General features: G+C 58.9%; 20 protein-coding genes. 7 read left to right on the top strand and 13 right to left on the bottom strand.

Going from position 1 to position 25,788, the window contains the following annotated elements; all coding sequences use genetic code 11:
- Positions 1-82 precede the first annotated feature (82 nt).
- The 6 genes from ACYVIT_RS00610 to ACYVIT_RS00585 form a co-directional block, all read right to left on the bottom strand.
- The gene (locus ACYVIT_RS00610; RefSeq protein ID WP_415807001.1) at positions 83-3,754 is read right to left on the bottom strand and encodes a glycosyltransferase family 4 protein; all 3,672 of its coding nucleotides are present in this window, start codon (positions 3,752-3,754) and stop codon (positions 83-85) included.
- Positions 3,754-4,980 (bottom strand): FkbM family methyltransferase, encoded by a 1,227-nt coding sequence (locus ACYVIT_RS00605; protein ID WP_415807000.1) that lies wholly within the window; start codon positions 4,978-4,980, stop codon positions 3,754-3,756. The genes ACYVIT_RS00610 and ACYVIT_RS00605 overlap by 1 nt, the downstream gene beginning before the upstream one ends.
- A complete protein-coding gene (locus ACYVIT_RS00600) occupies positions 4,977-6,200 on the bottom strand; it encodes an ABC transporter ATP-binding protein (protein ID WP_415806999.1) in 1,224 nt (407 codons plus the stop codon). Before ACYVIT_RS00600 ends, ACYVIT_RS00605 begins: the two co-directional genes overlap by 4 nt.
- Complete coding sequence (locus ACYVIT_RS00595; RefSeq protein WP_415806998.1) at positions 6,200-6,994, bottom strand: ABC transporter permease; 795 nt, start codon at positions 6,992-6,994, stop codon at positions 6,200-6,202. The genes ACYVIT_RS00600 and ACYVIT_RS00595 overlap by 1 nt, the downstream gene beginning before the upstream one ends.
- Positions 6,994-8,415 (bottom strand): mannose-1-phosphate guanylyltransferase/mannose-6-phosphate isomerase, encoded by a 1,422-nt coding sequence (locus ACYVIT_RS00590; RefSeq protein ID WP_415806997.1) that lies wholly within the window; start codon positions 8,413-8,415, stop codon positions 6,994-6,996. The genes ACYVIT_RS00595 and ACYVIT_RS00590 overlap by 1 nt, the downstream gene beginning before the upstream one ends.
- Before the next feature lie 153 nt (positions 8,416-8,568).
- The gene (locus ACYVIT_RS00585; RefSeq protein ID WP_415806996.1) at positions 8,569-9,675 is read right to left on the bottom strand and encodes an MraY family glycosyltransferase; all 1,107 of its coding nucleotides are present in this window, start codon (positions 9,673-9,675) and stop codon (positions 8,569-8,571) included.
- Between the two features lie 411 nt (positions 9,676-10,086).
- Between ACYVIT_RS00585 and ACYVIT_RS00580 the strand changes: the two genes are divergently transcribed.
- Positions 10,087-11,364 (top strand): O-antigen ligase family protein, encoded by a 1,278-nt coding sequence (locus ACYVIT_RS00580; protein WP_415806995.1) that lies wholly within the window; start codon positions 10,087-10,089, stop codon positions 11,362-11,364.
- Positions 11,365-11,384: 20 nt separating this feature from the next.
- Here ACYVIT_RS00580 and ACYVIT_RS00575 read toward each other — a convergent pair whose 3' ends face one another.
- From ACYVIT_RS00575 to ACYVIT_RS00565, 3 genes are all read right to left on the bottom strand, one after another.
- The gene (locus ACYVIT_RS00575) at positions 11,385-12,824 is read right to left on the bottom strand and encodes a 3-deoxy-D-manno-octulosonic acid transferase (RefSeq protein WP_415806993.1); all 1,440 of its coding nucleotides are present in this window, start codon (positions 12,822-12,824) and stop codon (positions 11,385-11,387) included.
- 21 nt (positions 12,825-12,845) lie between these two features.
- On the bottom strand, positions 12,846-13,865 hold the full coding sequence (gene waaC / locus ACYVIT_RS00570) for a lipopolysaccharide heptosyltransferase I (RefSeq protein WP_415806992.1): 1,020 nt from the start codon (positions 13,863-13,865) through the stop codon (positions 12,846-12,848).
- A gap of 106 nt (positions 13,866-13,971) precedes the next feature.
- Entirely contained in the window at positions 13,972-16,023 is a 2,052-nt protein-coding gene (locus ACYVIT_RS00565) for an acyltransferase family protein (protein ID WP_415806991.1), read from the bottom strand.
- Between the two features lie 250 nt (positions 16,024-16,273).
- Between ACYVIT_RS00565 and ACYVIT_RS00560 the strand changes: the two genes are divergently transcribed.
- The 6 genes from ACYVIT_RS00560 to ACYVIT_RS00535 all read left to right on the top strand — a co-directional run bounded on the left by ACYVIT_RS00560 (position 16,274) and on the right by ACYVIT_RS00535 (position 21,117).
- Positions 16,274-16,840, top strand: a complete 567-nt coding sequence (locus ACYVIT_RS00560) for a CoxG family protein (protein WP_415806990.1) — start codon at positions 16,274-16,276, stop codon at positions 16,838-16,840.
- Between the two features lie 162 nt (positions 16,841-17,002).
- The gene (locus ACYVIT_RS00555; protein WP_415806989.1) at positions 17,003-18,445 is read left to right on the top strand and encodes an MFS transporter; all 1,443 of its coding nucleotides are present in this window, start codon (positions 17,003-17,005) and stop codon (positions 18,443-18,445) included.
- A gap of 15 nt (positions 18,446-18,460) precedes the next feature.
- The gene (locus ACYVIT_RS00550; RefSeq protein ID WP_415806988.1) at positions 18,461-19,339 is read left to right on the top strand and encodes a DMT family transporter; all 879 of its coding nucleotides are present in this window, start codon (positions 18,461-18,463) and stop codon (positions 19,337-19,339) included.
- A gap of 237 nt (positions 19,340-19,576) precedes the next feature.
- Positions 19,577-20,353, top strand: coding sequence for a hypothetical protein (locus tag ACYVIT_RS00545; protein ID WP_415806987.1), 777 nt, complete (start codon positions 19,577-19,579; stop codon positions 20,351-20,353).
- Between the two features lie 78 nt (positions 20,354-20,431).
- The gene (locus ACYVIT_RS00540) at positions 20,432-20,815 is read left to right on the top strand and encodes a hypothetical protein (RefSeq protein WP_415806986.1); all 384 of its coding nucleotides are present in this window, start codon (positions 20,432-20,434) and stop codon (positions 20,813-20,815) included.
- A 2-nt stretch (positions 20,816-20,817) separates the two neighbouring features.
- Positions 20,818-21,117 carry a hypothetical protein gene (locus ACYVIT_RS00535; RefSeq protein WP_415806985.1) on the top strand — a complete coding sequence of 100 codons (300 nt, stop codon included), beginning with the start codon at positions 20,818-20,820 and terminating at the stop codon, positions 21,115-21,117.
- A 1-nt stretch (position 21,118) separates the two neighbouring features.
- Here ACYVIT_RS00535 and clsB read toward each other — a convergent pair whose 3' ends face one another.
- The 4 genes from clsB to ACYVIT_RS00515 all read right to left on the bottom strand — a co-directional run bounded on the left by clsB (position 21,119) and on the right by ACYVIT_RS00515 (position 25,768).
- Positions 21,119-22,330 carry a cardiolipin synthase ClsB gene (clsB, locus tag ACYVIT_RS00530; RefSeq protein WP_415806984.1) on the bottom strand — a complete coding sequence of 404 codons (1,212 nt, stop codon included), beginning with the start codon at positions 22,328-22,330 and terminating at the stop codon, positions 21,119-21,121.
- Positions 22,327-23,187, bottom strand: a complete 861-nt coding sequence (locus ACYVIT_RS00525; RefSeq protein ID WP_415806983.1) for an endonuclease/exonuclease/phosphatase family protein — start codon at positions 23,185-23,187, stop codon at positions 22,327-22,329. Before ACYVIT_RS00525 ends, clsB begins: the two co-directional genes overlap by 4 nt.
- 110 nt (positions 23,188-23,297) lie before the next feature.
- Positions 23,298-25,085 (bottom strand): aspartate--tRNA ligase, encoded by a 1,788-nt coding sequence (gene aspS / locus ACYVIT_RS00520; RefSeq protein ID WP_415806982.1) that lies wholly within the window; start codon positions 25,083-25,085, stop codon positions 23,298-23,300.
- A gap of 41 nt (positions 25,086-25,126) precedes the next feature.
- Positions 25,127-25,768, bottom strand: a complete 642-nt coding sequence (locus tag ACYVIT_RS00515; protein ID WP_415806981.1) for a DUF502 domain-containing protein — start codon at positions 25,766-25,768, stop codon at positions 25,127-25,129.
- Between the last annotated feature and the right edge of the window lie 20 nt (positions 25,769-25,788).

Raw genomic sequence — 25,788 nt, 5'->3', positions numbered from 1 at the left:
AGTGCAGTGCGCTGGACAGATAAGGCCGCCTCCAGCAGAAGAGGGTCGTGGCCCATTAGGCCGCGCATAACGGGGATTCTTGTCATGTCGTCGATGGCTTCGCTATCCACTGCGCCAGTTGAGCCGCGCTCTGTTTCCACGTCTGGTAAGGCATACCCTCAGAGGCAGGCGCCTGCTGCTTGGCGTCCAATACCAACCACTGCTTGATCGCATCAGCCAAATCCCGTCCCTGCTTGGCATTGAAATAAGAAGCGTGCTTTCCGGCGACTTCGTGAAAAACCGGAATGTCGCGCGCCAATATCGGCAGCTTGTGCTTCGCCGCTTCGATGAGAGGCAGTCCGAACCCTTCGGCATACGAAGCCGCTAACAGGCATCGGCACGCCGAGTAGATTTCCTGCAGAAACTCATCACTGGCGCCTTCGATCCAGAATAACCGCCGTCCAGATTGAGGATGCGATCTGAGCTTTTCGGCAAACTCGGCGACTTTCCATCCCTGTTTACCAACAATCACCAAATTGGCGTCACACTCCTCACGCCACAGCACCTCGAACGCCTCCAAAGCCTGTGCATGCCCCTTGCGAGGTTCCAGCGTACCCACCATCAAGAAACTGGGGTCAGCTCGAAATGCACTGAGCAGTTCTCGCGCATTGCCAGGCATACCCGACGTTGGGATGGAGCTTTCCAGGTCAGCTCCGTTATGGAACCATCCGGTTGAAAAAGATCTCAGCCGGTTCGGGCGTGGGGCGCTCGCCAGCCACGCGGCGAGTTCTTTTTCGATCACCTGTGAAACGCAGATAGCGCCGTCGCTTTCCGCGACCACTTCCGTCAGCCATCGGCGATAGTTTTCGATAACAGGCGGCTCGGAATATTCGGGATTCAACGCCAGCAAATCGTGCACGACAAATTTGACCTGCACACCCTGGCGGCGCAGCCGTTGATAGAAATCAGCGTGGGCCAGCATGATCGGAGGAGACAAGTCGAGACCCAGAAAGACGTCTCTCTGCGAAAACTCGATCAAGTCGTCAGTCAACTCTGCTGCCGGGCTGACTCCTCTCATCTGGGCAATATACTGACGCGCATACCGATAAGGCTGATCAACGCGCGCATAAATAGGCGCCAGCTCATAGCCGGCAGGAGGATGCTCAAGCCACTCGTTGAGAATGCTGCGCACCACACGTTGAATACCGGTCTTCGCATCGTGTGCGACCAGCTCGGATATATCGAGAAGAAGCTGTCTGGAGACGACTTTTCTCAGCAACGCGGCTTTCAACGTTTCCGTGCTGTCTGCCCAGTTCGACCACGTCATTGCTTCCGATCTCGGATGTTCGCCTCTTCGATATAAGCCCAGCCACGCATCCAGCGCCCCTTGCAAATCGGCAGAAGTGGTGCCCGAAAAATACCAGGCAGCGTCCCCTGCGACTTCGCGGAATACGGGGATGTCGCGAGCGACGATAGGCAACTGATGACGAGCCGCTTCGATGAGCGGCAGGCCGAACCCTTCGTTCAAACTGGCACTCACCAGGCAGGCGGCCGACCGGTAGATTTCGGTCAGGTAGGCATCGGAGATCCCCTGCAACCAAAATAGGCGCTTTCCTGCTTCCGGATGTTTAGTTAACCGATCCGTGAATGCCTCCATCTTCCAGCCCTGGCGGCCCACAAAGACCAGATTGACGTCTTGCCCCGCTGACCATAGTCCGTCGATGGCATCAAGTATCTGCTCTTGACATTTACGCGGCTCAATCGTCGATACACATAGGAAGCTCGGCCGGCTGCGAATCTGAGATAGCGTTTTCTCTGCGTCCGCCGGCAACTGATCTGCGTTCGGAGCAGGCTCTTCTACGCCGTTGTGAACCCAGGTGCATTCAAAATCAGGCGACGTCACAACGTCGGTATCACGTATCCATGCCTGCAATGCCTCGGCAGTGGCCTGGGATACGCAAATGGCGCCATCGGTCAAAGCGATCATGCGCATCAGCTGCTCGTGCAGTGGTCCCAGGCCTGAATCCCAAAAACATTCGGGCATCTGGATAGGCAACAGATCGTGGACCAGGAACTTGACCGTAACGCCCGCACGCATCAACGCCTGATAGAACGCACCATGGGCAATTTGCACATGATGCTGCATATCCAGGCCAAAGAACATATCGCCGCGCTGCCAGCGAATAGGAGTATCCACGGCATCTACGGCCTCGTCTTGCAGGCCGAGCAACTGCTGCGTGTACCGGCGCGCGTAACGATAGCCTTGATCGACGGTGGCATAAACGGGCTCGACGTCATAGCCAGCAGGCGGAGACTGCAGCAGGCAACGCAAATAGTTTCGAACCACCCGCTGCACGCCAGTACCTGCATCATGCTGCCACAATTCCGAAATATCGAGCAGCAATTGACGTTGACAGCCGGTTTGCTCGTTCTGCGCCAAGCAGGCCGATAACGGCGCCAATTCCTGTTCGCCGCTCTGTGGAGACAGCCGCTTGGCGAGCGCTTTCATCAGTACATTATGATGCGATGAGCGCACCAGCCAGGATTGCGGGGCAGGTTGCTCCAGTTTCGTCCAAGCGTCGATGGCGCGGCGGCCCACGATGTCCCACGAAAACCGTTTGGCCTGCTCCAGACCATATTGTCGCAACTCGTCGCGCCACGCCTGGTCGCGCAAGACCTGGACCATTTTTTCTACGATAGAAGGCGTGCTATTGGGATCGAATTGAACGTCTTCGCGCCCCACAACCTCCGGCAAACTGCTGGTGTTGGAACAAATAACGGGAGCACCGCACATCATCGCCTCGAGGGCGGGCAATCCGAAGCCTTCATGCCATGACGGGAAGACGAAAGCTTCGCACAAGTTGTACATCCACAGCAGCTCTTCATCGCTGATGTAGCCCGTCAATACAAGGCTCCGGCTATCAATGCCGGCCGCGTCCGCATGCGAACGCAGCATGTCCGCTTCATAGTCCGGCATCTTGCCCGCAAACACCAGCTGCACATCCGACCGCAGCTCGAGAGGCAGCCGTGCATAGGCCTCGATCAGCCGCGGCAGGTTTTTTCTCTCGTCTGCGCCGCCCGAATACAGAAGAAATTTCTTGTCTATGCCAAACTTGGTTTGCAACGTTGCCCGTTGACTCGGACTGACCGTCACGAGTTTGAAGCAGTCGTCCGTGGCACTCGACACCGAAACGATGCGTTCGTCCGGCACCCCGAGATTCTCCAGCCCTTCCTGTCGTGTGAAATCCGAATTCGACAGCAACACGGCCGCGCGCTTGAGATACTCGACCTTACGAAAATACCAGCGGGAAACGTCTGGATAGGGGTCCAGGTATTTGGCAGAATTCACCAGAGGAATGAGATCGTGCAGCAGCACGCTGACGCGCGTCGCGTGATCGAACTCGCCGACGCTGGTGACTCCATAGCCAGCCACACCCTCAAACAGACTGCCTATGTGCACCACATCAGGTTGCAGGCTCGCGATGAATGCCTCGCGAGTAATTTCTGCAATCTGCCGCCGGGCTTCATTACCCGGCGTACGTTCTTCTACGGGACCGGGGGCATGCCAGACGAGAATATTGTCCTGAGGCAACAAAGCCTCGAATTCGCTCCGAATCGACTCGATGGCCTCCGGCATCAGGCCGCTCAGCACCAGGAAAACCTCGTGGTCTCCGCGATTGCGTACGACGCCTTTGGCAAACCCCATGACATATCGGCCTATTCCCCGGAACCGGCTTTCTGTCTGAGCCCCTTGCATATCCAACACTATGCGCATCAATGTTTCTCCTGCCCAACGTGCTTATATGCCGCCTGCAATTCTTCGTAGATTCGGTTTGCGTGAGCAGTCAGATCGGACGAATTATATGAATCGTAATTATCTGCCATCGACACTGGTGCTGTCTGTACCAGCCCCATCACTCTGCGCAGCTTGTCTTTCAGGCCGGGCATATGGTTCAGAACGCGCAATGCCGTGCGACGCAACTTTGCGTGGCCGTTGACGTAGCGAACCCCGGATCGGACGGTAGACCATACCTGCGCCTTTAACCCGTGCTTGAACAAACGATTGCTCACCCCTCGAAAAGGGGCCGTTAAGCGCCACGATGTACTGGCCTGAATCAGTCGCAATTGGTGATCGGCGTGATCCTTTTGCCGTTCGAGATCTTGCACCCGGCGCTCGGTTTCCTGCGCCAGTTGCGCGGCCTGCTGAACTTGCTGCTCGGCCCGCTGGACTCGCTGTTCGGCCTGTTGGACCAAATGCTCAAGCCGCTGTTTTTCGTGCTCCAGAAGCTCCAATCGCATTTCCAGTGCCATCAAATCGGCACCCTTGAAATCATCGAAGACATTGGGAGGATAGGCGAAAGCACCGCGCAAGGCAGCCTGTTCCTCAGCAACATAGAAACGATTCAGGCCATCCGCATAGCTGAACAAATAGCCGGCGTCGAGCAATATGGGTTCCCACTGCTCGTACGACGGCGTCTGCGACATCGGCAAAGTGGCCTCGACCAGCACGACCCAGGGGCGAAATTTGCGCCAATCGTTGCCGCGCAAAGCCTGTTCTTCCAGGCCTTCCACATCGACTTTCAAAAAATGGATGTCCTGGCCTGCTGGTACATGTGTCTCCAGAATGTCGACGAGACGCTCCATCTTGACGGTTTGCCGGTCCGGATTCCAACCGGCCTCGATATGGCCCTGAACGATACCGTCATCCACCGACGACAACCCGGTACCGTCGATGATATTCATGACGGCTTCGCCACTATGTTCACCGATTGCGACCCGCAGGTTAATGTCACGCGGCCTGGCCGATACCAAAGCAGCATGAAACTTTGGGTTTGGCTCTACATTGATGCCGGACCAACCCTGATCGTAGAACGCCTTGGTGACGGAATGCTCGTCTGGCCACGCTGCGCCAATGTCAACGTAGAACCCGCGCGAAACTGACTTCAACACCCGACGTAGCATCACGTCTTCGTAATTCTGAGCGTAGGAAATAAAGCTCATAGCATCTCAATTCGAATTTCGGGATCTATCCAGGCAACGCCCGCGAAGTTGGGCTTGTTGGCATTGATAACGGTGAACACCAGCGCCAAATCCCGCCATTCATAATTATTGACGAGATGGGTATCGGTACTGACCAAGGCCGTCTGAATGGAATAATGTCCTGGCCCCAGATTAGCGGGAAACGCAACGTGGAAGGTCACGTTGGCGCCGGCTGGAACGTCTGTCAACACCTGACCTTTCAGCTCGGTATTGGTACCGTAGATGACCTGCCCTAACCGATCTTTGATCCCATATCCCAGTACCAGCCTCGGAATAGAAGTGTTGGTTTTCACCTGGATGCGTAGGGTGACCGGTTGGCCTACATCCACGGTCTCTATCGAGCCGCCGGCCTCGTCCAGCAAAGCAACTTCACTGACTACAGCTTCGCCCGTGCCGGAAATCGTTTGTACTTTTCCGTTTTCCAACACGTCTTGCCGGACTTGCTGTCCCTGATGGTCGGCAAGCATCGCATTGTAGTAGTCCATCACGGCCTCAGGCTCGCCTTCCATCAGCAGCTTTCCTGCGCTGAGCAGTATCGCCCGATCACAAATGGACTGAATCGCCTGCTTATCATGAGATACGATCAAGAGCGTGGTGCCTTGCTTACGAAACTCGCGAATACGATCGAAGCTCTTGTGCTGAAAGTAGGTATCGCCCACGGACAAGGCTTCGTCCACGATCAGAATGTCGGGCCGCACAGCAGTCGCCACGCTAAAAGCCAGTCGCACCTGCATACCGCTCGAATACACGCGCACGGGCTGGTCTATGTACTCGCCAATCTCTGCAAATGCTTCGATCTCAGGCATATGAGCGTTTACTTCCTCCACGCTCATACCCAACAGCTGTCCCGCCATAATAGCGTTCTGTCGCCCGGTAAAGTCTGGATGGAAACCCATACCCAACTCTAGCAATGCAGCCACGCGGCCATTCATCTGAACGCTGCCTGTGGTCGGCAGCGTGGTGCCGACGATCATCTTCAACAGTGTGCTTTTGCCTGCCCCATTGATACCGATGATGCCAACCGCCTCGCCAGCATTGACCGCGAAATTCAAACCTTGCAGCACCCAGTGCAATTTATGGTGGGCCCGGCTACGCGGATCCATCCATTCCAATAAACGCGACCAACGCGTGGGGTACTGTTTGTAGGCTTTACCCAAGCTAGAAACGGTAATACTGCCCATCAGAGTTCATCCACCATTTCACCGACGTGCTTGCGAAACAATCGCATCCCCAGTAGACAAAACAACGCAGCCAGCACCGCCACCCAAGCGAGCCTGGTCCAATCGGGCCACTGCCCTTGCATTAAGATCATCTGGCTCGCATCGACCAGCACGGCCATAGGGTTAAAGCGCATCCAAGATTGCAGGCGTTCCGGCAGGATAGTGATCGGATAGACGATCGGTGTAGCCCAAAACCAAAAGTTTAGGAATATCGTAAAGAACTGACCCACGTCGCGAAAGAAAACATTCAGCACGCCCAACGTGATACCCAGGCCGATCGCGAATGCCACCATGATTACCAGCACAGGGATCATCGCCAAAAATGGCATCCCCGGAAAATTGCCGGTGCCAATCAGGAATATCACAAATAGAGAAAAGATAATCGCGAAATTCACTAAACCATTGGCCACCACCGTCACTGGCAGACACAGGCGCGGAAAACTCAATTTCTTAATTAGGTTGGCGTTGTTGATGAAGGTATTCTGGGCGCCGCTGACAATCTCGACGAACAACCCCCATGTGAGCACACCCGCGCACAAGTGAATGCTATAAGCAAACGTCCCATCCACCCCCGGCAGCTTGGCGCGCATGACCTGGGAAAAAATCACCGTGTAGATGACAATCATCGACAACGGATTCAGCACATTCCAAGCCGCCCCTAAAAGCGAATTGCGATACTTGGACTGAAACTCGCGCTTGACGTTGCCGATAATGAAGCCGCGATAGCTCCAAAGCGCGTTAAACATCCCCACCATTACGCACGCCCATAGATATCAGCAAAGCGCACAATGTCGTCCTCGCCCAGGTATTCCCCGCTCTGCACCTCGATCATCACGAGGTCAAGCACGCCCGGGTTTTCCAACCGATGCTTATGGCCGGCAGGAATGTAGGTCGATTCATTGGCTCCCACCAGCAGTTCTTGCTCGCCGTTGACCACGCGAGCCATTCCGCTGACCACGATCCAGTGTTCGCTGCGATGATGGTGCATCTGCAGGCTCAGGCTGGCGCCGGGCTTGACCTCGATGCGCTTGATCTTGAAACGCGGGCCTTCTTCGAGGACCGTATAGGTGCCCCATGGACGCTTTACCGTCCGATGCAGCTTGTAGGCATCGTGGCCCTGGGTCTTGAGGTGGCTGACAACTTGCTTGACCTCTTGGGCCCGGTCTGGATGGGCGATCAGCAGCGCATCAGGCGTATCGATAATCAACAGATCCTGCACTCCCACGGCAGCAACGAGACGGTCGTCACCCTGGGCATACACGTTATGGCTATTGACGAATACCGCATTGCCCGTGGCACGGTTGTTATTGCCATCGGGCGCGGTCAAATCACGCACGGCCACCCAAGAGCCGATGTCACTCCAACCGAAATCACCGGGCACGACAACCACGTTGGACGAACGCTCCATCACGGCATAGTCAATGGAGATATCGGGAACCTCGGCAAATGCCTCGGCCGGAATCTCGGCCATTTTGGTACGGTCCCCGCCTGCGGCGCACGTGGCAGCCCAGCAAGCACGCGTCGCGGTGTCCACATCACTGGCGTGCGCGGCGAGCTCCTGCAGGATGACACCCGCCTTAAAGCAGAACATGCCGGAATTCCAGACAAACCGCCCCGAATCCACATACTCGCGCGCCTTGTCCAACGACGGTTTCTCGACGAACCGCACGACCTGTTTACCGTCGCCCACATCGGCGCCGGTTTCAATATAGCCAAAACCCGTTTCCGGTCCCGTGGGGATGATGCCGAAAGTGACCAGTTTGTCCTGCAACGCCAAGGACCGCGCCTTCGCCACCGCCTGGGCAAAAGCCGCTTGATCCTGTACCAGATGGTCGGCCGGCAACACGAGCATCAATGCGTCAGGACCATGGAGCTCTGCCACCATCTGCGCGGCCATGGCTACCGCGGGCGCGGTATTGCGACCGGCAGGCTCCAGCAGAAAATGAGCGGACATATCAAGATCTGCCAGTGCGATCTCGTCCTTGCTCATGAAGTAATAGTCGCGGTTCGTGACCGTGAGGATATCCGAGGCACCTACTGCAGCGGCACGCCGATAGGTCTTGAGAAGCAGACTTTCGCCGTCGGCGAGCTTCATGAACGGCTTGGGATAGCCTTCGCGCGAAACGGGCCACAGGCGGGTACCAGCGCCACCGGACAGGACAACAGAGATCAGCATATGGATGCCTTGATAACGTTTATAGGGATCTAGCACTTCGCTTCGAAGCAGTTATTCCCGATGACTGAATCATGAAATATTAATCTGGAGCATTTTGCCCCATTTAGCCGCCTGCGGGTGGCGCAAGGTCTGCCGGCATGCGGCGAGGCACATTCAATGTAGCCGCTTTTTCTTCTTTACAATCATCCACTTAGGGATACGAAAAAGCACCAGTTTTCGATACAGCACGATGTACCCTGTGGCAAACGCCAACACGCACACCATCAATACGATGGGCATTTGCCAGAACAGCACGGCTGGAATCACACCCAGCGACGACAGCAACCACAAATACGGCGACGTCAGCGAATTGCGCCAGGTCAGATGGTGCGCTTCGCGCGACCCCACCACCCAGCGTACGACACGCTTGTAGATCAGCATGTGCAGATGCACGCCGTCAGGTGCCCCCGGTGAGTTGCCGCGCACCCAACGTTTGCGATAAATAGAAAATAGCGTCTCGAATACGGGATAGATACACAGCAGCAGCGGAAACCAGGCCGACACCTCGGGATGACGCGCCAGCAGCAACACCGACAACTCGCCGATCATGAAACCCAGGAAATAGGCGCCACCATCACCCAGAAAGATATGACCCCGCGGATAATTCCAGAAGAGGAATCCGATCACGCCGCCGAGCATCCCCAGGGCCACGATCAGCAGCATGCGATCGCCCAAATAGAAACAGACATAGGCGAAGCCCGCGAAAATCATCGCCGACACTACTGCCGCCAAGCCGTTATATCCATCGATGATATTCAGGGCATTGGCCGCGCCGCCGATCGCCACAATCGTGAAAACGAACGATATGGCGCTGAACTGCAGCAGCCAGTCCAAGCCGATGATGTCCACCCGCGTCACCGCGGCGCCAAGCAGAAAATACGCCACCGCCCCCGACGCCATCGCCAGCGCCAAACGGGTCAAGACCCGTACGCGCTTGGTCAGGTCCTCCGTGAATCCCCCCAAAAAGGCGGGCGCAGCCGACAAGCCCAGCAACAGCATGCCCGACAAAACTTCAGGCTCGCGAAAACCCGCCACCATACAGGTAGCCGCCATAGCGACCACCAACGCGAGGCCTCCCACGCGCGGCACAGGCTTGGCGTGGAATTTTTGTACGCTGCCGAGTTCGGAATCCAAAGTCCAACCGTTGCGCCAGAATCGGCTTCGAACAAGTAGCGCAGTGAATACCAACGAGGTAAGAAACGCCGTCAACAAATATTGCATAGCAAAGCAGTGTTAGAAACCCCAAGCTGCCGGGTTCCGTGCGGATTCTATAGGTAGGTACCCATACATAGTGTTTCTGGATTGATCCGCTGGTATTTGCGCATCTCCCCGCCAGACACCGATGCATGCGTATTTATCGCTTCATTTCAGTCGTCGCAGCTATACTCGCTGGATTAGATATCTCCTCTTGGCCACTGCAAGCCTGGAATTCTGCGCTCTTGGTGATTTGAGCCGCACCATAGAATCCATCGCTCTTCAAACTCTGTGGCAAAAACCACAAAAAAAATTCCATCAGGCCAGGTAGGTTTAGAATATTTTACACAAACTATGTAACAATTTTGTCACGCTGCCGTAGCACTTTAAAAGCACCGATAGGCTGCCCAAGCCGTCCCAGCCTGCCGCTTTCTTTTCATGACGCCATCATCTTTACCCCGTACCTCGCTACTGATTACCTTACTGGTAGCCCTCCTGCCTGTACTGACGCTCACTGTGGGTTTAGGCAGCGGTCTGGTCTACATACTGGCTTTCGGCTGTCTCTGCATTGTCTTGACTGCGCCTGCCGCACGCGCACTGCAGTTGCTGCATCCCTACCGCTGGCTGGCGCTCGTGTTGTGCCTGCCGCTGGCGGCCGTACTGCTCAGCCAGTTGCTCAATGGCCATTTGGAAGGCCCCGGCATTGAGCGCGGCCTGCGAATCGCCTTGGGCTTTCCTTGCCTGCTGGCCGGCTTTCTATTGATCGATCGTGACCGGCTACGCCATTTCGTCTGGGGTGTGTTCGCCGCGGGCATTGGCGCCACGGTTGTCGTCTGCTATTTGGCGGGCCCCACGTTAGAGCGCCCACTGACGCCCCAATTCAATGCCGTCGGCTACGGCAACCTCATGCTGCTGATGGCCGTGATGACCCTCTATAGCCTGGGTTGGCAGCTCACCCGCCATCCACGAGCCGAACAGGCGCTCAAACTCGCCGTCGCGGTCATCACCTGCCTGGGTTTCGTCCTGACACAAACTCGTACCGGCTGGATGGCCATCCCGGTGTTCGCAGCGATCGGCATCGTATTGGCTGGCTGGCTCCGCCGCCCAATGCGAGCATTGGCGGCGCTGCTGGGCATTGGCCTGGTCGCACTGGCTATCGGTGCGTCCAGTCCGGCATTGCGTGAACGCGTGGCTCAAGGCGTTCATGAGATTCACGAATGCGTCACCGTGGCCCCGACTGCCGACACGTCCATGTGCATACGTCTGCAGCTATGGGGCGCAGCATGGCATACGATCAAACACTCTCCCTGGTCGGGAATCGACGGTCAATCCACATTCTCAGACGAGCTGCAGCAACTGGCTGCCAAGGGTCAAGTTTCGTCTTTTGTGGCCCGGGATTTCGGCGAGCCGCATAACGATCTGCTGCTGGCGCTGGCCACTAACGGCCTGCTTGGCGGCCTCGCCTTGCTCATTCTGTATTTCGCACCGGCGGCGCTGTTCGCGTGCCGCATGCGCCGTAACGTCCCTCAGGCGCAGCGCGTGGCGGCGGCCATGGGACTCGCGGTGTGTCTGGGTTTCGCCGTCTTTGGCCTCACCGAACTCATGTTCCGGGGCATGCGCACGGTGAGTCTGTACGTGACATTCATCGCGCTGTTTACCGCGCTTTCTGCACCTGGCAAGGGACAACGCAAGACAGCGGCGCTACCAGCTGAATAAACTCGCGCGGGAACCGGTTGCTACGACGACAACCACGTTTGCAACGCCTGCAAGGTCCGCGCGGTGGCGCCGGCATGTGCCGCTGCCCAATCGCGCGCGGCGCGGCTCATAGTCAGGCGACGGTTTTCGTCGCCCACAAGCGTCAACGCGGTGTCTAATGCTTCAGGCACATCGGCAGCCCGCAGCGCGGCGCCTGCGGCAATCGCATCGGTTGCCGCCTGTTTGAAATTGAACGTGTGCGGCCCGACGATGACCGGCACGCCTACGGCGCAGGCCTCGATCAGATTGTGCCCTCCCAGCGGCACAAAACTGCCTGCGACGATGGCCACATCCGCAGCGGCAAAATAAAACGGCATCTCGCCCAGCGTGTCTCCCAGCATCACATCGACATCGAGATCTGCAAGCGGCAAATTTTCTGTTTGCGTCAGCGGTAATTGCCCCTGCTGCGGCGTTGCCTGAGACCTAAGGTCCTGGGGGGCGTATTTTTGGGCTTGGGTGCGCCGCATATACGTCAGCCCCGCGGCATTCAACTGCCCGGCAACCTCCTCAAAGCGTTGTGGATGCCTAGGGATCACCAGATACAACACGGACCGCTGAGCGCTCGCTCCTGCCGCTACCTCCATATCGACAGCCGTCTCTCCGGATCCCGCTATCGCCCCTGCCCCATTCGTCTGCGCGTCGCGCAGCGTCTTTATCGCTCGCACGAATAGTGCGTCTTCGCCTTCGCGCGTACTCGCCACAGCCACCACCGGCCGCCCTACCGCTTGACGCCAAGCCCGGCCCTCTTCGACCTGCGATTCGGGCAAGCTCAGATCGAATTTCAAATTGCCTGTCACGCTGACCCGGCGCGCGCCCGCCTGCTCCAGCCGCTGGGCGTCTTCGGGAGTTTGTGCCAACACGGCATCCAGACCTGCCAACGCATCGCGCAGCGCCCGCCCCATCCATCCCGCCTGGCGCAGCGAAGAGGCGGAAAATCGCGCACTGATCAATGCCATGCGGATCCCTTGCCGGCGCGCCTGCGCCAGCAGGTTGGGCCATACCTCACGCTCGATCAGCAGCCCGCAACGGGGCCCATGACGCTGCAAAAATCCGCGCACAGCACCAGGAAAATCATAGGGCAGCCATGTCTGACGCAATTGACCGGAGGCGATCGCCTCGGCAAACAAGCGAGCGCCTTCGGCCCGGCCTGTCGCTGTCGTATGGGTCAACAATACTGGCAATCCACGTTCCAGCAAGGCCTGTACCAAGGGCTGTGCTGCGCGTGTTTCTCCCAGGCTGACGGCATGCACCCAGACGGGCGGCCGGGCAAAGGGAGCCGGACTGCGGTCATCCGCGCGGCCGAACCTTGCGCCGGAAAAAATACCCCAGTCGCCGCCGGCCCGACGGGCACGCCGCCCCATCCAAAGCCAGACCAAGGGAGCCAGAACATACAACGCCAGAGTGTAGGTGCCGCGTCGCATGTCAGCCCTGTGCCATCACGATCAGCTTGCCGCCAATGCCTGGTCGACAGAGGCCAAGACAGCCTCTCGTGACGGCGGAGCGCCGCGGTCCCCGAGGCTGGCAGTGAAATTCGAACCTATCAACGGGGTGCGCACCGGGGTGGAAGCCCGATAGATCCCCACCGTGGGACGTCCCAACGCGGCCGACAAGTGCGTCAAGCCGCTGTCGAGCCCCACCATGATGCGTGCACCCGCCAATTGCTGGGCAATGGCCGTCAAATCCATGCGGGGCAGCACCTCGACACCGTCAAAACCGGCCACCAGGGCCTGAGCGCGCTCGGCCTCTTGCGGATTGCCTGCCAGCAGCCGCAACGTGCATCCGGCCTCGCGCACGCGCGTAAACACGGCGCGCCAGTCCTCCTCGGGCCAGAGTTTGTCGTCACGGCTGGCCGACGGCATGATCACGGCGTAGCCGCGATCCGTATTCAGATGATGATGCGGACGGGCGCAATCGCCCTGGTCTTTGCAGGACTGCGCCTGCGCGCGCGCCTGCTGCGCGAACGCCTGTAATCCGAAATCCGGCGCGCCGCTGTAGGTATAACCGAACGCCAGAGACGCCAACAATCGTTGCCGCGTCACAGCCGGCTGCCAGAACTCGACACGGTGGCGCACCTGATAAAACATCGATGCCAAAGGCTCGCGAGCCGAACGCCAGTCCAGCCCGTGGCGCACGCCGCGGGTCTGGCGCACCAGCCAGGCCGACTTCATCAGCGCCTGCATATCCAGCACGACGTCGTACTTCACCGAGCGCAACCGCTCGGCCAACGCCCGCCGCTCGGCTTTCACCGGCTCGGACCACCAGGCCTTGCGCCAACGTCGATGCGCCACTTTGATGACGTCATGCACGGCAGGATGCCAGCTCGGTATCTCCGCAAACGCCTCCTCTGCGACCCAGTCGATGACAGCATCGGGGACATGGCGCGCAATATCGGAGATCGCGGGCAGCATGTGCACGAGATCGCCCAGCGACGAAGTACGGACAATAAGAATACGGGTTGCCATCAATGGACTAGCGGGGTACCCACAAAATACGGGTCGGGCCGCAAAACAGAATCCTGGCAATTTACAACAAACGTAAACTTTATGGTGCCCGCCCCGGCAGGCAGCGTCATCGCGGTGCGGACACGGATCGCAATAGCGGTAAAAAGACCGCGCGCAATTCGCCGGCGGCGTCGTCGGTCACCTGATGCGCATTGCGATACCAGGTGCGCCCTTCGCGCGCCACCAGGCATTGCCCCGTGGTGCACAGTTCAACGGCCGGGTCCACAATTCCAAAGGGCTTTACCGTCGGCCAGACTTCCTCGATGCTCCTCACGATTGTCGCCTGGCGCGCCATATGATCGGCCAGACTGGGCCCGTATACATCGACCCCTTTCTGGTTGACACTGAGCAAAGCCGAATCGCGAGGGACGTCGTCATTGGCCAGCCGCGGCACATCCAGGATCAGCGTTACGGCTTTGCCGGCCTGCTGCAGATATCGAATGGTGTCGCGCAACGAGGTGCTGAACGTCGGCGCCGACGTCGGTGAACCATTCACCGCCGTTGCCGTTCCCGCAAAAGCCGTGGCCTCCGCCTCGGTCCAAAAACCAGCCAGAATTACCTGCTGAACGGGAGAGCGCGCGATATATTCCAGCGCTGCGTCGGTGATCTGCGCACAATCTGGACGCACCTGCGAAACCGCCCCGCGCAACGGTGCGCAGTTGGCATACGCCATGGCAACACCATGCAATTGCAGTTCACGTGCCAAAGCGTCGAATGCACCGACCCACATCCGCGCATGCGAGTCCCCCAGCAAGATGAAATCCGGCTGGGACGCCCCCACCGCAGGATCTCCCAGCCCACATCCCGACTGTCCCATGCGGATCGCGTCGAGTTCCGGCTTGCCCTCGCACTCGATACCCGGCGCGACGCTGGTGTCATGATCCAATTGCGTCAGCACTGGCGGCAGGCTCTGCTGATCGGTGCGGCTGGCGTGTATGGTCCACCATCCCGCCCCGACGCATGCGATACATACCCCCAGGGCCCCAGCGAGTATCGTCCTGGACCCCACCTTCGAAAACCATCCCGTCCGGAAAGGCCGCTCGATCCCACGCCACGAGAGCCAGGAAATCAGGAGCGTGAGCGCGAGATACCCTATCACCGGGATTTGCGGCCATCCGTGGACCGACCACACTGTCGAACGCGATAGGACCCACAAGGGCCAATGCCACAAATACAGCGAATAGGACATCAGCCCCACAAACACCAGCGCCCGCAAGGACAGGAGCCGTGTCATCCAGGCCGGCGTGCGCGAATAGCCCGCGTAGAGAATCAGGCCAGTACCGGCCACCGGCACCAAGGCATGCGCAGCGGGAAACGGAGTCGCCTGGGTATAGGTCAACACCGCCCACAGCAGGCAGATCAACCCAACGATCGAGCAAATTTCGGCGAGCCACAGTGGTGGCCGGCTCAGGCGCGACCCTGCCAGCGATGCAATGACACCGCCAAGCAGCAACTCCCACGCCCGGGATGGCAGCAGATAAAACGCGGCCGACGGATCGGCCTGCAACAGGGCGCCGCTCAACCCGAACGACACCAGAGCCAGCCCGGTCAGTACGCTGCGCACCACCCATATAGGCGGTGGGGCAAAAGGTGGGGAACCCGCCGGATCGGCGCGTCGGCCGACCCGAAAAAGCAGCGCCAGCAAGCCCGGCAGCACGATCATGAATTGCACGCCCACAGCCAGCGACCAGAGATGCCACAGCGGTTGCGTGCCCTGGTCGATCTGGTCCCAGTGACCGTTGCCTAAGCCCCAGTAATAGTGATTCGAGAAAAAATAGGCCGTCTGCCAGGCGGCCTTGCCTGTCTCGGCCAACTCGTCAGGCATCAACAGATAAAAGCTCGCAGCCAAGGTGAACGCAACCACCGCCAACAAGGCCGGCACAATGCGTTTGGCGCGACGTGCGTAAAAATCGCAGAAGGAAAATTGGCGTTGATACAGACCGGACAATATTTGCCCAGTGATCAAATAACCGGAAATCACAAAGAAAATATCGACGCCAACGTAGCCACCGCCAAAGCCGGCGACACCTGCGTGACACAGCACCACTGACAGCACTGCCAGGGCGCGCAAACCATCTATATCGGGACGATATTCAGGGGAATACAAAGAAGACGACATACGGCGTGGCACAACTCATGCGTAAAAACACCCAGGAAACTCCATGCATGCAGGCCATGCCTAATGCTAGCCGCTGTTTATATTGGGTTTTGTCCTAGTTTACTCGTGTCTAAATGTACTATTTCGCTACATATTATTAATCATCACTACAGTGGCTCCCTGGGGTTGCGACGAGAACTTGATGCGAGACAGATGACAACGGCGGCCGTCAGGTCCACAATGAATTCAAAAGCAGACCAAGGAGACCGCCATGCGCATAGCCGATGCTCAATGGATTCCGTCCACCCAGCACCAAACCTGGGACGCTCTCATGGACCCTGCTGTGCTGCAGAAATGCCTGCCGGGTTGCGTCAAAATCGAAAAACGATCCCCGACAGAGTATGCCTTGTCCTTGCATGCCAATGTGGGCGGCGTAGAAGCCAGTTACGAAGGAGAAGTTTTGCTTTCCGAACTGAAGCCGCCTCACAGTTGCGCACTGGCCTTCGAGGGTAAAAGCCCGACTGCTTGCCTGGCTATCGGGACTGCGCAGATCAATTTGTCCGAGAAGGACGATGGCACGCGACTGGCCTATACAGTCGCCGCCATGGCCGGAGGAACGCTGGGCAAGGTCGGCGAACCCGTCCTCATGAAGGCCGGCGGCAAGCTGGTGGAAAAATTCTTTGCTGCCTTTATCGATCACATGTCGAAGGTTCCACGTATTGCTCCTCCTCCACCGGCGCAAGAGCCCGAACGTGGTCTGGCCTCTTCACGCTGGTCTTGGTTGGCAGTGGCAGCGGTGGTGGTCATGATTGTGGGATATCACGCCTTCTTCAAATAGGATGACGCCCGCGGCACGGACCGTCATGCTCCGGTTCAACTGCCGGCATGACATAGCCCATCGCTTGAACGCGCGCGCGAACGATGTGAATCATCAAATTTTCTTTGAATCACCGCTCATTCACGATTAGATCGCTGACCTGTCAGTGATATCCTTGGCGGCATGACTACGCCCGCGACGCCCTCTGCTGATACCGCCCCGGAGCCCCCCCGCTCCAAGCGCGATTTGCTGATGGCGATGATGGGCGTGTCGGCCACCGTCGTGTTGGCCGCCTTTGACTCCACCATTGTCAGCACGACGCTGCCGCGCGTCGCGCAAGCCCTCAATGGCATGGCGTTGTACGCGTGGGTGGGCACTGGCTATCTGCTCGCCACCGCGGCGTCCATTTTGATTTTTGGGCGCCTGGGCGATTTATTCGGGCGCAAGCCCCTGATGCTGCTGTCTGTGGCGATCATTGCTCTGGGCTCGATCTCCTGTGGCCTGGCACAATCGATGCCGCAGCTGATTGCCTTCCGTACGTTGCAAGGCATAGGCGGCGGCATGATGATCGCCACGGCCTTCGCCGCGCCAGCCGACTTGTTTCCCGACGCCAAGGAACGAGTGCGTTGGCTCGCGCTGGTGTCGGCGGCCTTTGCCATGGCCAGCGGCATCGGTCCGCTGCTAGGTGGCGCTGCCACACAGGCGTTGGGCTGGCGTGCTGCGTTCTTCATATCTCCGATCGCTGCAGTCGTCGCCCTGTTCCTGCTGGCGCGCTATTTTCCGCGCATCCGGCCACTTGCGACGCAGGCTGGCAGCAGGCGCATCGATTGGGTGGGCAGCCTCCTGCTCGTCATCGCCGTCAGTGCGCCGTTGGCCGCCATGGAGCTGGCCTTTGCGCCCGGCGACCATGCCCATCCCATGCTGGCGCTGGCTTTGGCCTTGGCAGGCGTGGCCGCGATCGCCCTGTTGATTCCCTACGAACGGCGGGTGTCCTCGCCGATTTTTCCGTTGCGCGTCATTGCACGGCCCGAGCCGCAATTGCTGAACGTCGCCGGCCTCGCGGTCGGTGCAGTGATGTTCATCCTGATTTTTTACAGCCCCCTGCTGCTGCAAACGGAAATGGGCTACACCCCCAGCGAGGCCGGCTTGTTGCTGACGCCACTGGTGGCAGCCATTCCCATAGGCAGCATCGTCAACGGGCAGCTCTTTCCCAAACAGAGCGAGCCGCAGCGTCTGATGGTATTTGGGGGCTGTCTGTTGGCAGTAGGCTCGCTCATGGTGCTGGCGTTCGGCAAAGACACCTCGACGATCTGGATCCTGGCGGCTTTTTTCGTCAATGGCTGCGCCTTGGGCTTTTTGCTGCCCAACCTGACACTGTTCATGCAGATGCTCAGCGAGCGCCGCGACGTCGGCATCGCCTCGGCACTGGTACAGACCACTCGCGCCATCGGCAGCGCTGCAGGGACCGCCCTGGTCGGTATTGCCATTGCCCGCAGTTCGGTTTTGCAAGGCGTGCGTATCGGTCTCGTCATCTGCGTCGCCCTGGCCTTGGTTTGCGCCTATCTGGCGCATCGCGTCAAAATGAAAAATGTCCTCACCCGCGCCGCTCAACGGCGTAAAGCCTAACGGGAAATTTGCGTCATGCGCCGTCGCGACTTGCTGGACCTGCTGCTGCTGGCGGCAGTGTGGGGCGGATCATTTCTGTTCATGCGTCTGGCCGTACCGGAGTTTGGGCCCGGCCCGCTCATGGAATTGCGCGTCGGCCTGGCGGCGCTGACACTGCTACCGCTGGCCGCACTGCGTGGCAAGCTCCCACTGATTGCACAACGCTGGAAAGCCATTCTGGTCGTGGGCGCGCTGAATTCCGCCATTCCTTTCCTCCTGTATGCCTATGCCGCTCAGTCGCTTGGCGCCGGATTCATGTCGGTTGCCAATGCGGTCACACCGGTCTGGGGCGCGGTCATCGGCTGGTTATGGCTGAAAGACCGGCTGGCCTGGAGCCGAGCGTTCGGCTTGGCCGTGGCCGTCCTGGGGATCGTTGTACTGGTCTGGGACAAGCTGAATTTCGGCGCGGGGGGCGACGGGCCCGCAGTGCTGGCCGCCGTTTCCGCTCCGCTGTTCTATGGCATCGCCGCCAACTGGACCAAACGATTTCTCAGTGACGTCGACGCGTTGTCCAGTGCAACCGGCAGCATGATCGGGGCTTCGCTCATCCTGGCCCCCCTGGCCATCGCCACCTGGCCGGCCGCGCCCGTCTCCTGGCAAGCATGGTCTGCCACCGTTGCGCTTGCGATTCTCTGCACCGGATTCGCCTACATCATGTTCTTTCGCCTGATCGCCAGCGTCGGTCCAACGGGCGCGGTCAGTGTCACCTTTCTGGTGCCGGTCTTCGGCGTCCTGTGGGGTGTCTGGTTTTTGGACGAAATGCTGACCGCGAGGATCTTGACGGGCGCAGCCATCATTCTGATCGGAACAGCGCTCTCGTTGGGATTGATACGCTGGCCGGCACGACGCGCCTGATCTGAAGGGATCGCGCGATTTCCCGAAGGCAGCGTTTCACACGATGAGCGCCGGGCCTGAAGCGAAGCACGCCTGTATATCGCGCGCCCATGTCAATTTGAAACAAGCGCGAAAAATTTTGTCGATTGCCAGCGTATTACACAAAGATTGCTAGCATTTGACGGCTCTGTCGCAGGCGGTGTGTTGCATCGTCTCGCCAGAGCCCAGTCGTGGCCATTACAAAACAACGACAGCCCTATGGACGTCAAATCACTAGAACGATCAGGCGAAGTTGCCGCTCTGCGTAATAACGGCGAACTTTTGCTCATTGGTCCCTGGTATGTATTCGAGGGAATATCCAGGTCGCTGGTCATCAACGAGCCCACGCGCCTGCGTGCGGTGCTATATCCCCACCTGCGCAACGACGCGTCGCTGGCCAAGCTATCGGCGCTCTATCGACGGTTGATCTGTTCCGGCTCGGTCCCTGGACATTACTCCGCCCAGCAGACCACCGAGCAAATGATGGCGCTGATGCAGGCCGGCCAGATCTCCGCAGTCGCCCTGCCAGACTCGGCCAGCTACGACGTCAACGGCAGCGTGCAACCTGCACAACTGTCGGCCACGCTTTCCGGCCCGGTTTCTCAATGGCCCTTGGCCGATCGGTTCGGCTACGTTCTCAATCAAAGTCTGGAGTACATGCCTGCTGCACTCCAAACAGAACTGGCTGGCCAACTCAGCGGCACGAATCTGGCAATCATTGTCGGCGGTCTCGTGATCTGGGCGGGCTCACACGCCGTCGGCGTAGGGTTTGTCGCCGACGCGGCGCTGATAGCCATCGGCTTTGCTTTCGCGGGCTGGTCGATTTTCAGCGGCATCAAGAGTCTGGCGCGATTTTTCAATTTGACCATCGACGCATCCAGCCAAAACGACCTGAACGAGGCGGCCAAGCAGTTCGCGCAAGGCGTCATGGCGATGGGAGTCGGTGCGGTCATCGCGATGCTGACCCGAGGGGCCGGCCGTCTGGCACCACGGTGAGCAAGCGCAGCCACACCAAGGCCCGCGACCCCGACGCCGACAACGGCGCGATCCGCGGCTGGCGCGCAAAGCGCGCCCTTGCGCAGCCCCAATGACCTGATGGGCGTAGAACGCGCGTCAGACGATCTCCTGGACGCAGTAGGGCGTAAACGATCTCTCATCATTGCCAAACCCGGCTCCGAAGAGTTGCGCATGCTCGATTACTTTGGCGCCGAGGCCTCAGTCGGAGGCCCCTATAATTCCAGTATCTTATTGCGCGAAAATCCCAGCAAAGCCGCAGTCCTGGAAGAGTTCCTGCACGGCACGCAATCGCGCCTGGGTATTGTCGACAGACTGGGCACCAGCGGCCTGGGCAGTGCGGAAACTCACGTAAAAGACTTTATGATTCGCCATCAGGGAATGCTCGGCTTGGGAGACGAAGACGTACGCATCCTTCAAGTACTGCGCGACAAAGGACTCTGACTGTGGCACAAACGTTTTTCATCAAGAATATCTTTCGACTCGGCGACGGCACAACGGCGTTGGCCTGCCAGGGCGACCTTCCGGCGAGTTCGGTCACAGACGTTCAAGCCATCCTGATCGATGAAACAGGCAAAGTGCGCCAGACGATTCAACTCATTGGAAAGCGCACCATGGTCAATGCCACACGGCATCGCGACCTTTGCCTCTTGGAAACGCGCGACACGATAGAGCTTTCAGCGGATGAAGCCCAACAGGGAAAATGGCAACTGACAGTGCAAAGCGCGCCAAACGCCTCCAGCTGAGTCAATACTCTCCCGAACGTCCCGTCAACGCCACGCCGATACGCAGCATCGTATAGGACACGGCATCGACACACCGCTTCCACCAACCGCGCCGCTGATAGTCCAGGGGGCGAACCAATCGCCCGCCTTGTGCGATTGCCGTTTCCAGACGCTGTTGCAGGTCGCGGGCGAACGCCAGATCGTCGACCACGACATTCGCCTCGCGCGCCAGCAATAAGCTGAACGGATCGAGATTCGACGAGCCGACTATAGCCATGTCGTCAATTACCGCGACCTTGGCATGCAGATAGCTGGGCATGTACTCGTAGATTTCTATGCCGCCTCGCAATAACTGATCGTACAGCGATCGCGTCGCGTAATACTGCATGTGGTATTCGATCTTGCCTTGCAGCAGCAAACGCACCTTGACGCCACGTGCAGCCGCACGCAGCAGTGCTTTGCGGAACTGGCGGCCGGGAAAAAAATACGCATTGCCGATCAGAATATCTCGCTGGGCATGTTGAATACCGTACAAATACGCCCGCTCAAACGTCTGCCGATAACGCAAGTTGTCACGCAACACGAGCGCGGCGCGCTGCTGGCCCGCCAGCGCCGCGGAGGGCCACGATGGCAAGCCCAGCTTGACACGGGGCCACTCACGCGGATAACGGCGCAGTCTGGCCCAATTCATCCGTACCCATAGCAAGTCCTGGGCATGCACGGCATACGCCACCAAGGGGCCTCGTACTTGTACTGCAAAATCAAACCGCGGAGCATTGATACCGTCGTGAGGATCGAGATCGTCGTAGTCATCCACGACGTTGATGCCGCCAATGAAAGCGATCTCCCCATCCACGACTGTCAGTTTGCGATGCAAGCGGCGCAGCCGGCTACGTGACGGTACCAGTCGTCCATACCAGGGCGGTTCAGGGCGATAAATGCGGCATTGCCCGCCCGCCTCCACAATGCGATCGCGTATGGCTTGCGCAGTAGTGGCACTGCCAAAACCGTCCAGCACCACTCGAACCTTCACACCGCGACGCGCCGCCTGCTCCAGACTATGCAGAACCTGCCTACCAGTGCGATCGGGCAGAAAGATGTACGTTTCCAGATGCACACTGACGCGCGCCGCATCAATCGCCTGGCACAGCGCCGGAAAAAAATCGGCGCCATTTTGCAGCAGGTCGACGGCGTTATGATCGGTCCAATCCAGCCTGACGATATCGGCCTTCACGGCAGCTCGAGCTCCGCCAGCAACGGGGCATGATCCGACAAGCGCGCCCATTCGCGGCCACGCAGGACACGCGCGCTGCGCACGGCGAATCCACGTTGATAAATGCGGTCCAGCCTGAACCACGGAAACACGGCCGGAAAAGTACGTGGCGGCGGCAGCGGACAATATGCCCCATCCATCCCCAACTGGTTGCCGCGTTCTTGAACGGCCAGCGCGTTGGGCACCCCTCTCAGGGCATTGCTGAGCCGTCGCACCGAATCCCTCAGCCGGGGCAGTTCTCCACCATGACTGCGGGGGGCGTTGGCAAAGACTTCGATCACGCCCAACTGCTGTACGAACAAGGGCGCCAGACGATCACCCCAATCGTTGAAATCCCCTGCGATCAGGATAGGGTCGCCGTCGGGCACCGATTGAGCAATACGCTCTGAGAGCGCCAGAATCTGCCGGCTGCGGCTGCCCGCAAACAATCCGAGATGCACGACAAAACAGTGCACGTTGCGATCCTCGATCCGTACCCGCGCATGCAGCAAGCCTCGCTGCTCCAGGCGATGATCGGAGATATCCAGATTCTCATGATCCAGAATCTCATAGCGCGACAACAGTGCATTGCCATGATCCGTGCGGTCACGAATGGCATTGCACCCATAGGCAACATTCAAGCGCAATGCCGCGGCCAACGACTCGTGCTGCGCATGCGATATGGAACGCTGTTCGTTGCGGCCCTGCACTTCCTGCAGGAACACCAAATCAGGACGCAACCCATACAGGCCGAGACGCAAGTCATTGAGCGACTCGTGACGCCCCAAGGACGAGCGTCCCTTGTGAATGTTGTAGCTGATAACGCGGATAAGCGACATAAACCGAATGGCGCCTTGTATGCAACGGACAAGGGCAGCCTAAGCTGCCCTTACCCTGGCTAGCGGATGGGTAACACGAAACCCGCATCACCCTCTGCCCGCAGATTACTTCATTTCACTTCAACATTGCGCAGACGAATGTGCAGTTCGCGCAATTGCTTCTCGTCAACCTCGGACGGCGCCTGTGTCAGCAGGCACTGGGCGCGCTGGGTCTTGGGGAAAGCGATAACATCGCGAATCGACTCGGCGCCGGTCATCATCGTCACGATACGGTCCAGGCCGAACGCGATCCCGCCATGCGGAGGCGCACCATATTGCAGCGCATCCAACAAGAAGCCGAATTTCTCGCGGGCCTCTTCGGCACCGATCTTCAGCGCACGGAAGACCTTGCTCTGGACTTCTTCGCGGTGAATACGCACGGAACCGCCGCCGATTTCCCAACCGTTGAGCACCATGTCATAGGCCTTGGCGAATGCCTTGCTGGGATCCGATTCCAGGAAGTCTTCGTGGCCGTCCTTGGGGCTGGTGAACGGATGATGTGCCGCAGTGTAGCGGCCGTCTTCCTCGTCGTATTCAAACATCGGGAAGTCGACCACCCACAGGGGTTTCCAGCCGCTGGACGCGAGGTTGTGCTTTTTGCCGAAATCGCTGTGGCCGATCTTGACGCGCAAGGCGCCGATCGCATCATTGACCACCTTGGCACGGTCAGCGCCAAAGAAAATGATATCGCCGTCTTGTGCGCCGGTGCGCTTGATCAACTCGGTCAGCGCGGCATCGTGCAGATTCTTGACGATAGGCGACTGCAGGCCATCACGGCCCTTGGCGGTTTCGTTGACCTTGATATAGGCCAGGCCCTTGGCGCCGTAAATCGCGACAAACTGCGTGTACGCGTCGATCTCGCTACGCGATAACTCGCCGCCGTTCGGCACGCGCAAGGCCACCACGCGGCTGCCCGGTGTCGTGGCGGCGCTGGCGAACACCTTGAAATCCACATCCGCCATGATGTCCGCCACATCGGTGAACTCGAGATTCACGCGCAGGTCGGGCTTGTCCGAACCATAGCGCTGCATGGCGTCGGTCCAGCTCATCATAGGAAATTGCTCGGGCAGCTCAACGCCCTGCACCACCTTGAAGACATGACGGATCATGTTTTCAAAGATCTCGCGAATTTCGACTTCGCTCAGGAACGAGGTTTCGCAATCGATCTGGGTGAATTCCGGCTGACGGTCTGCACGCAGGTCCTCGTCGCGGAAGCACTTGGTGATCTGATAGTAACGATCAAAGCCCGACACCATCAGCATCTGCTTGAACAGCTGCGGCGACTGAGGCAAGGCAAAAAAGTGACCGGCGTTCACACGCGAAGGCACCAGATAGTCGCGCGCGCCTTCGGGCGTACTCTTGGTCAGCATCGGGGTTTCGATGTCGATGAAGCCCAACTGATCCAGGAACTTGCGCACCTCGATGGACACGCGGTAACGCAGCATCAGATTGCGTTGCATCTGCGGACGGCGCAGATCCAGCACACGGTGCGTCAGGCGCGTGGTTTCAGAGAGGTTATCGTCTTCGAGCTGGAACGGCGGCGTGATCGACGCGTTCAGGATTTCGACCTCTTTACACAGCACTTCGACTTCGCCCGAAGCCAGATCGGGGTTCGCCGTGCCTTCGGGGCGCAGACGCACCAGACCGGTGACGCGGATGCAGAACTCGTTGCGCAGGCGTTCGGCGGTGGCAAAGGCGGCATTGTCCGGATCGAACACGATCTGGGCCAGCCCCGCGCGGTCGCGCAGGTCGATGAAGATGACCCCACCGTGGTCACGGCGGCGGTTCACCCAGCCGTACAGGGTGACAGTCTGGCCGAGATGGTCACGGCAAACCTCGCCGGTGTAGCAGGTACGCATTGCGGAATGACTCCTAGGTGCTGTGTATCAGCGTAAAAAAGTTACGAATCAACGGCCGGAGCCGCTGGAATGGGGGCAGCTGCCGCGACCGGCTGGGCCGGCGGCGCCACCACGCCCATGGATACGATGTATTTCAGGGCCGCGTCCACGCTCATTTGCAGCTCAATGACATGGTCGCGGGGCATCATCAGAAAAAAACCCGACGTGGGATTCGGTGTCGTCGGGACATAGACGCTGACGTGTTCGCCCGGCAGATGGTTTGCCACCTCGCCACTGGGCACACCCGTCAGAAAGGCAATCGTCCATGACCCGGCTCGCGGATACTGCACCAACACGGCCTGGCGGAACGCCTGGCCATTGGGCGCCAGTACCGTGTCACTGACCTGCTTGACCGAATTGTAGATGGAACGCACGAGCGGGATGCGGCCCAGGAGAGATTCCCACTGCTCGAGCAGGGTTCGGCCAAGCAGATTGGCGGCAAATATCCCTGTCAGCAGCACGACCACGATAACCAGCGCGAACCGAAAGCCGGGAATATTGATGCCGAACAGCGATTGCGACGACAAAAAGCTGGGCACAAAACCCTCGAGGGTCGCCACCAGCAAACCGAGGACCCAGACGGTAATCGCCAGGGGCACCCAGATCAGCAACCCGGTGATGAAATACTTTTTGATGACGCGCATGCCCATCTGCTCCGCAGCGA

This window comes from Bordetella muralis, assembly GCF_054781015.1.
Note: the sequence above shows the minus strand (reverse complement) of the source record. Positions and strands in the feature narration are given on the sequence as shown.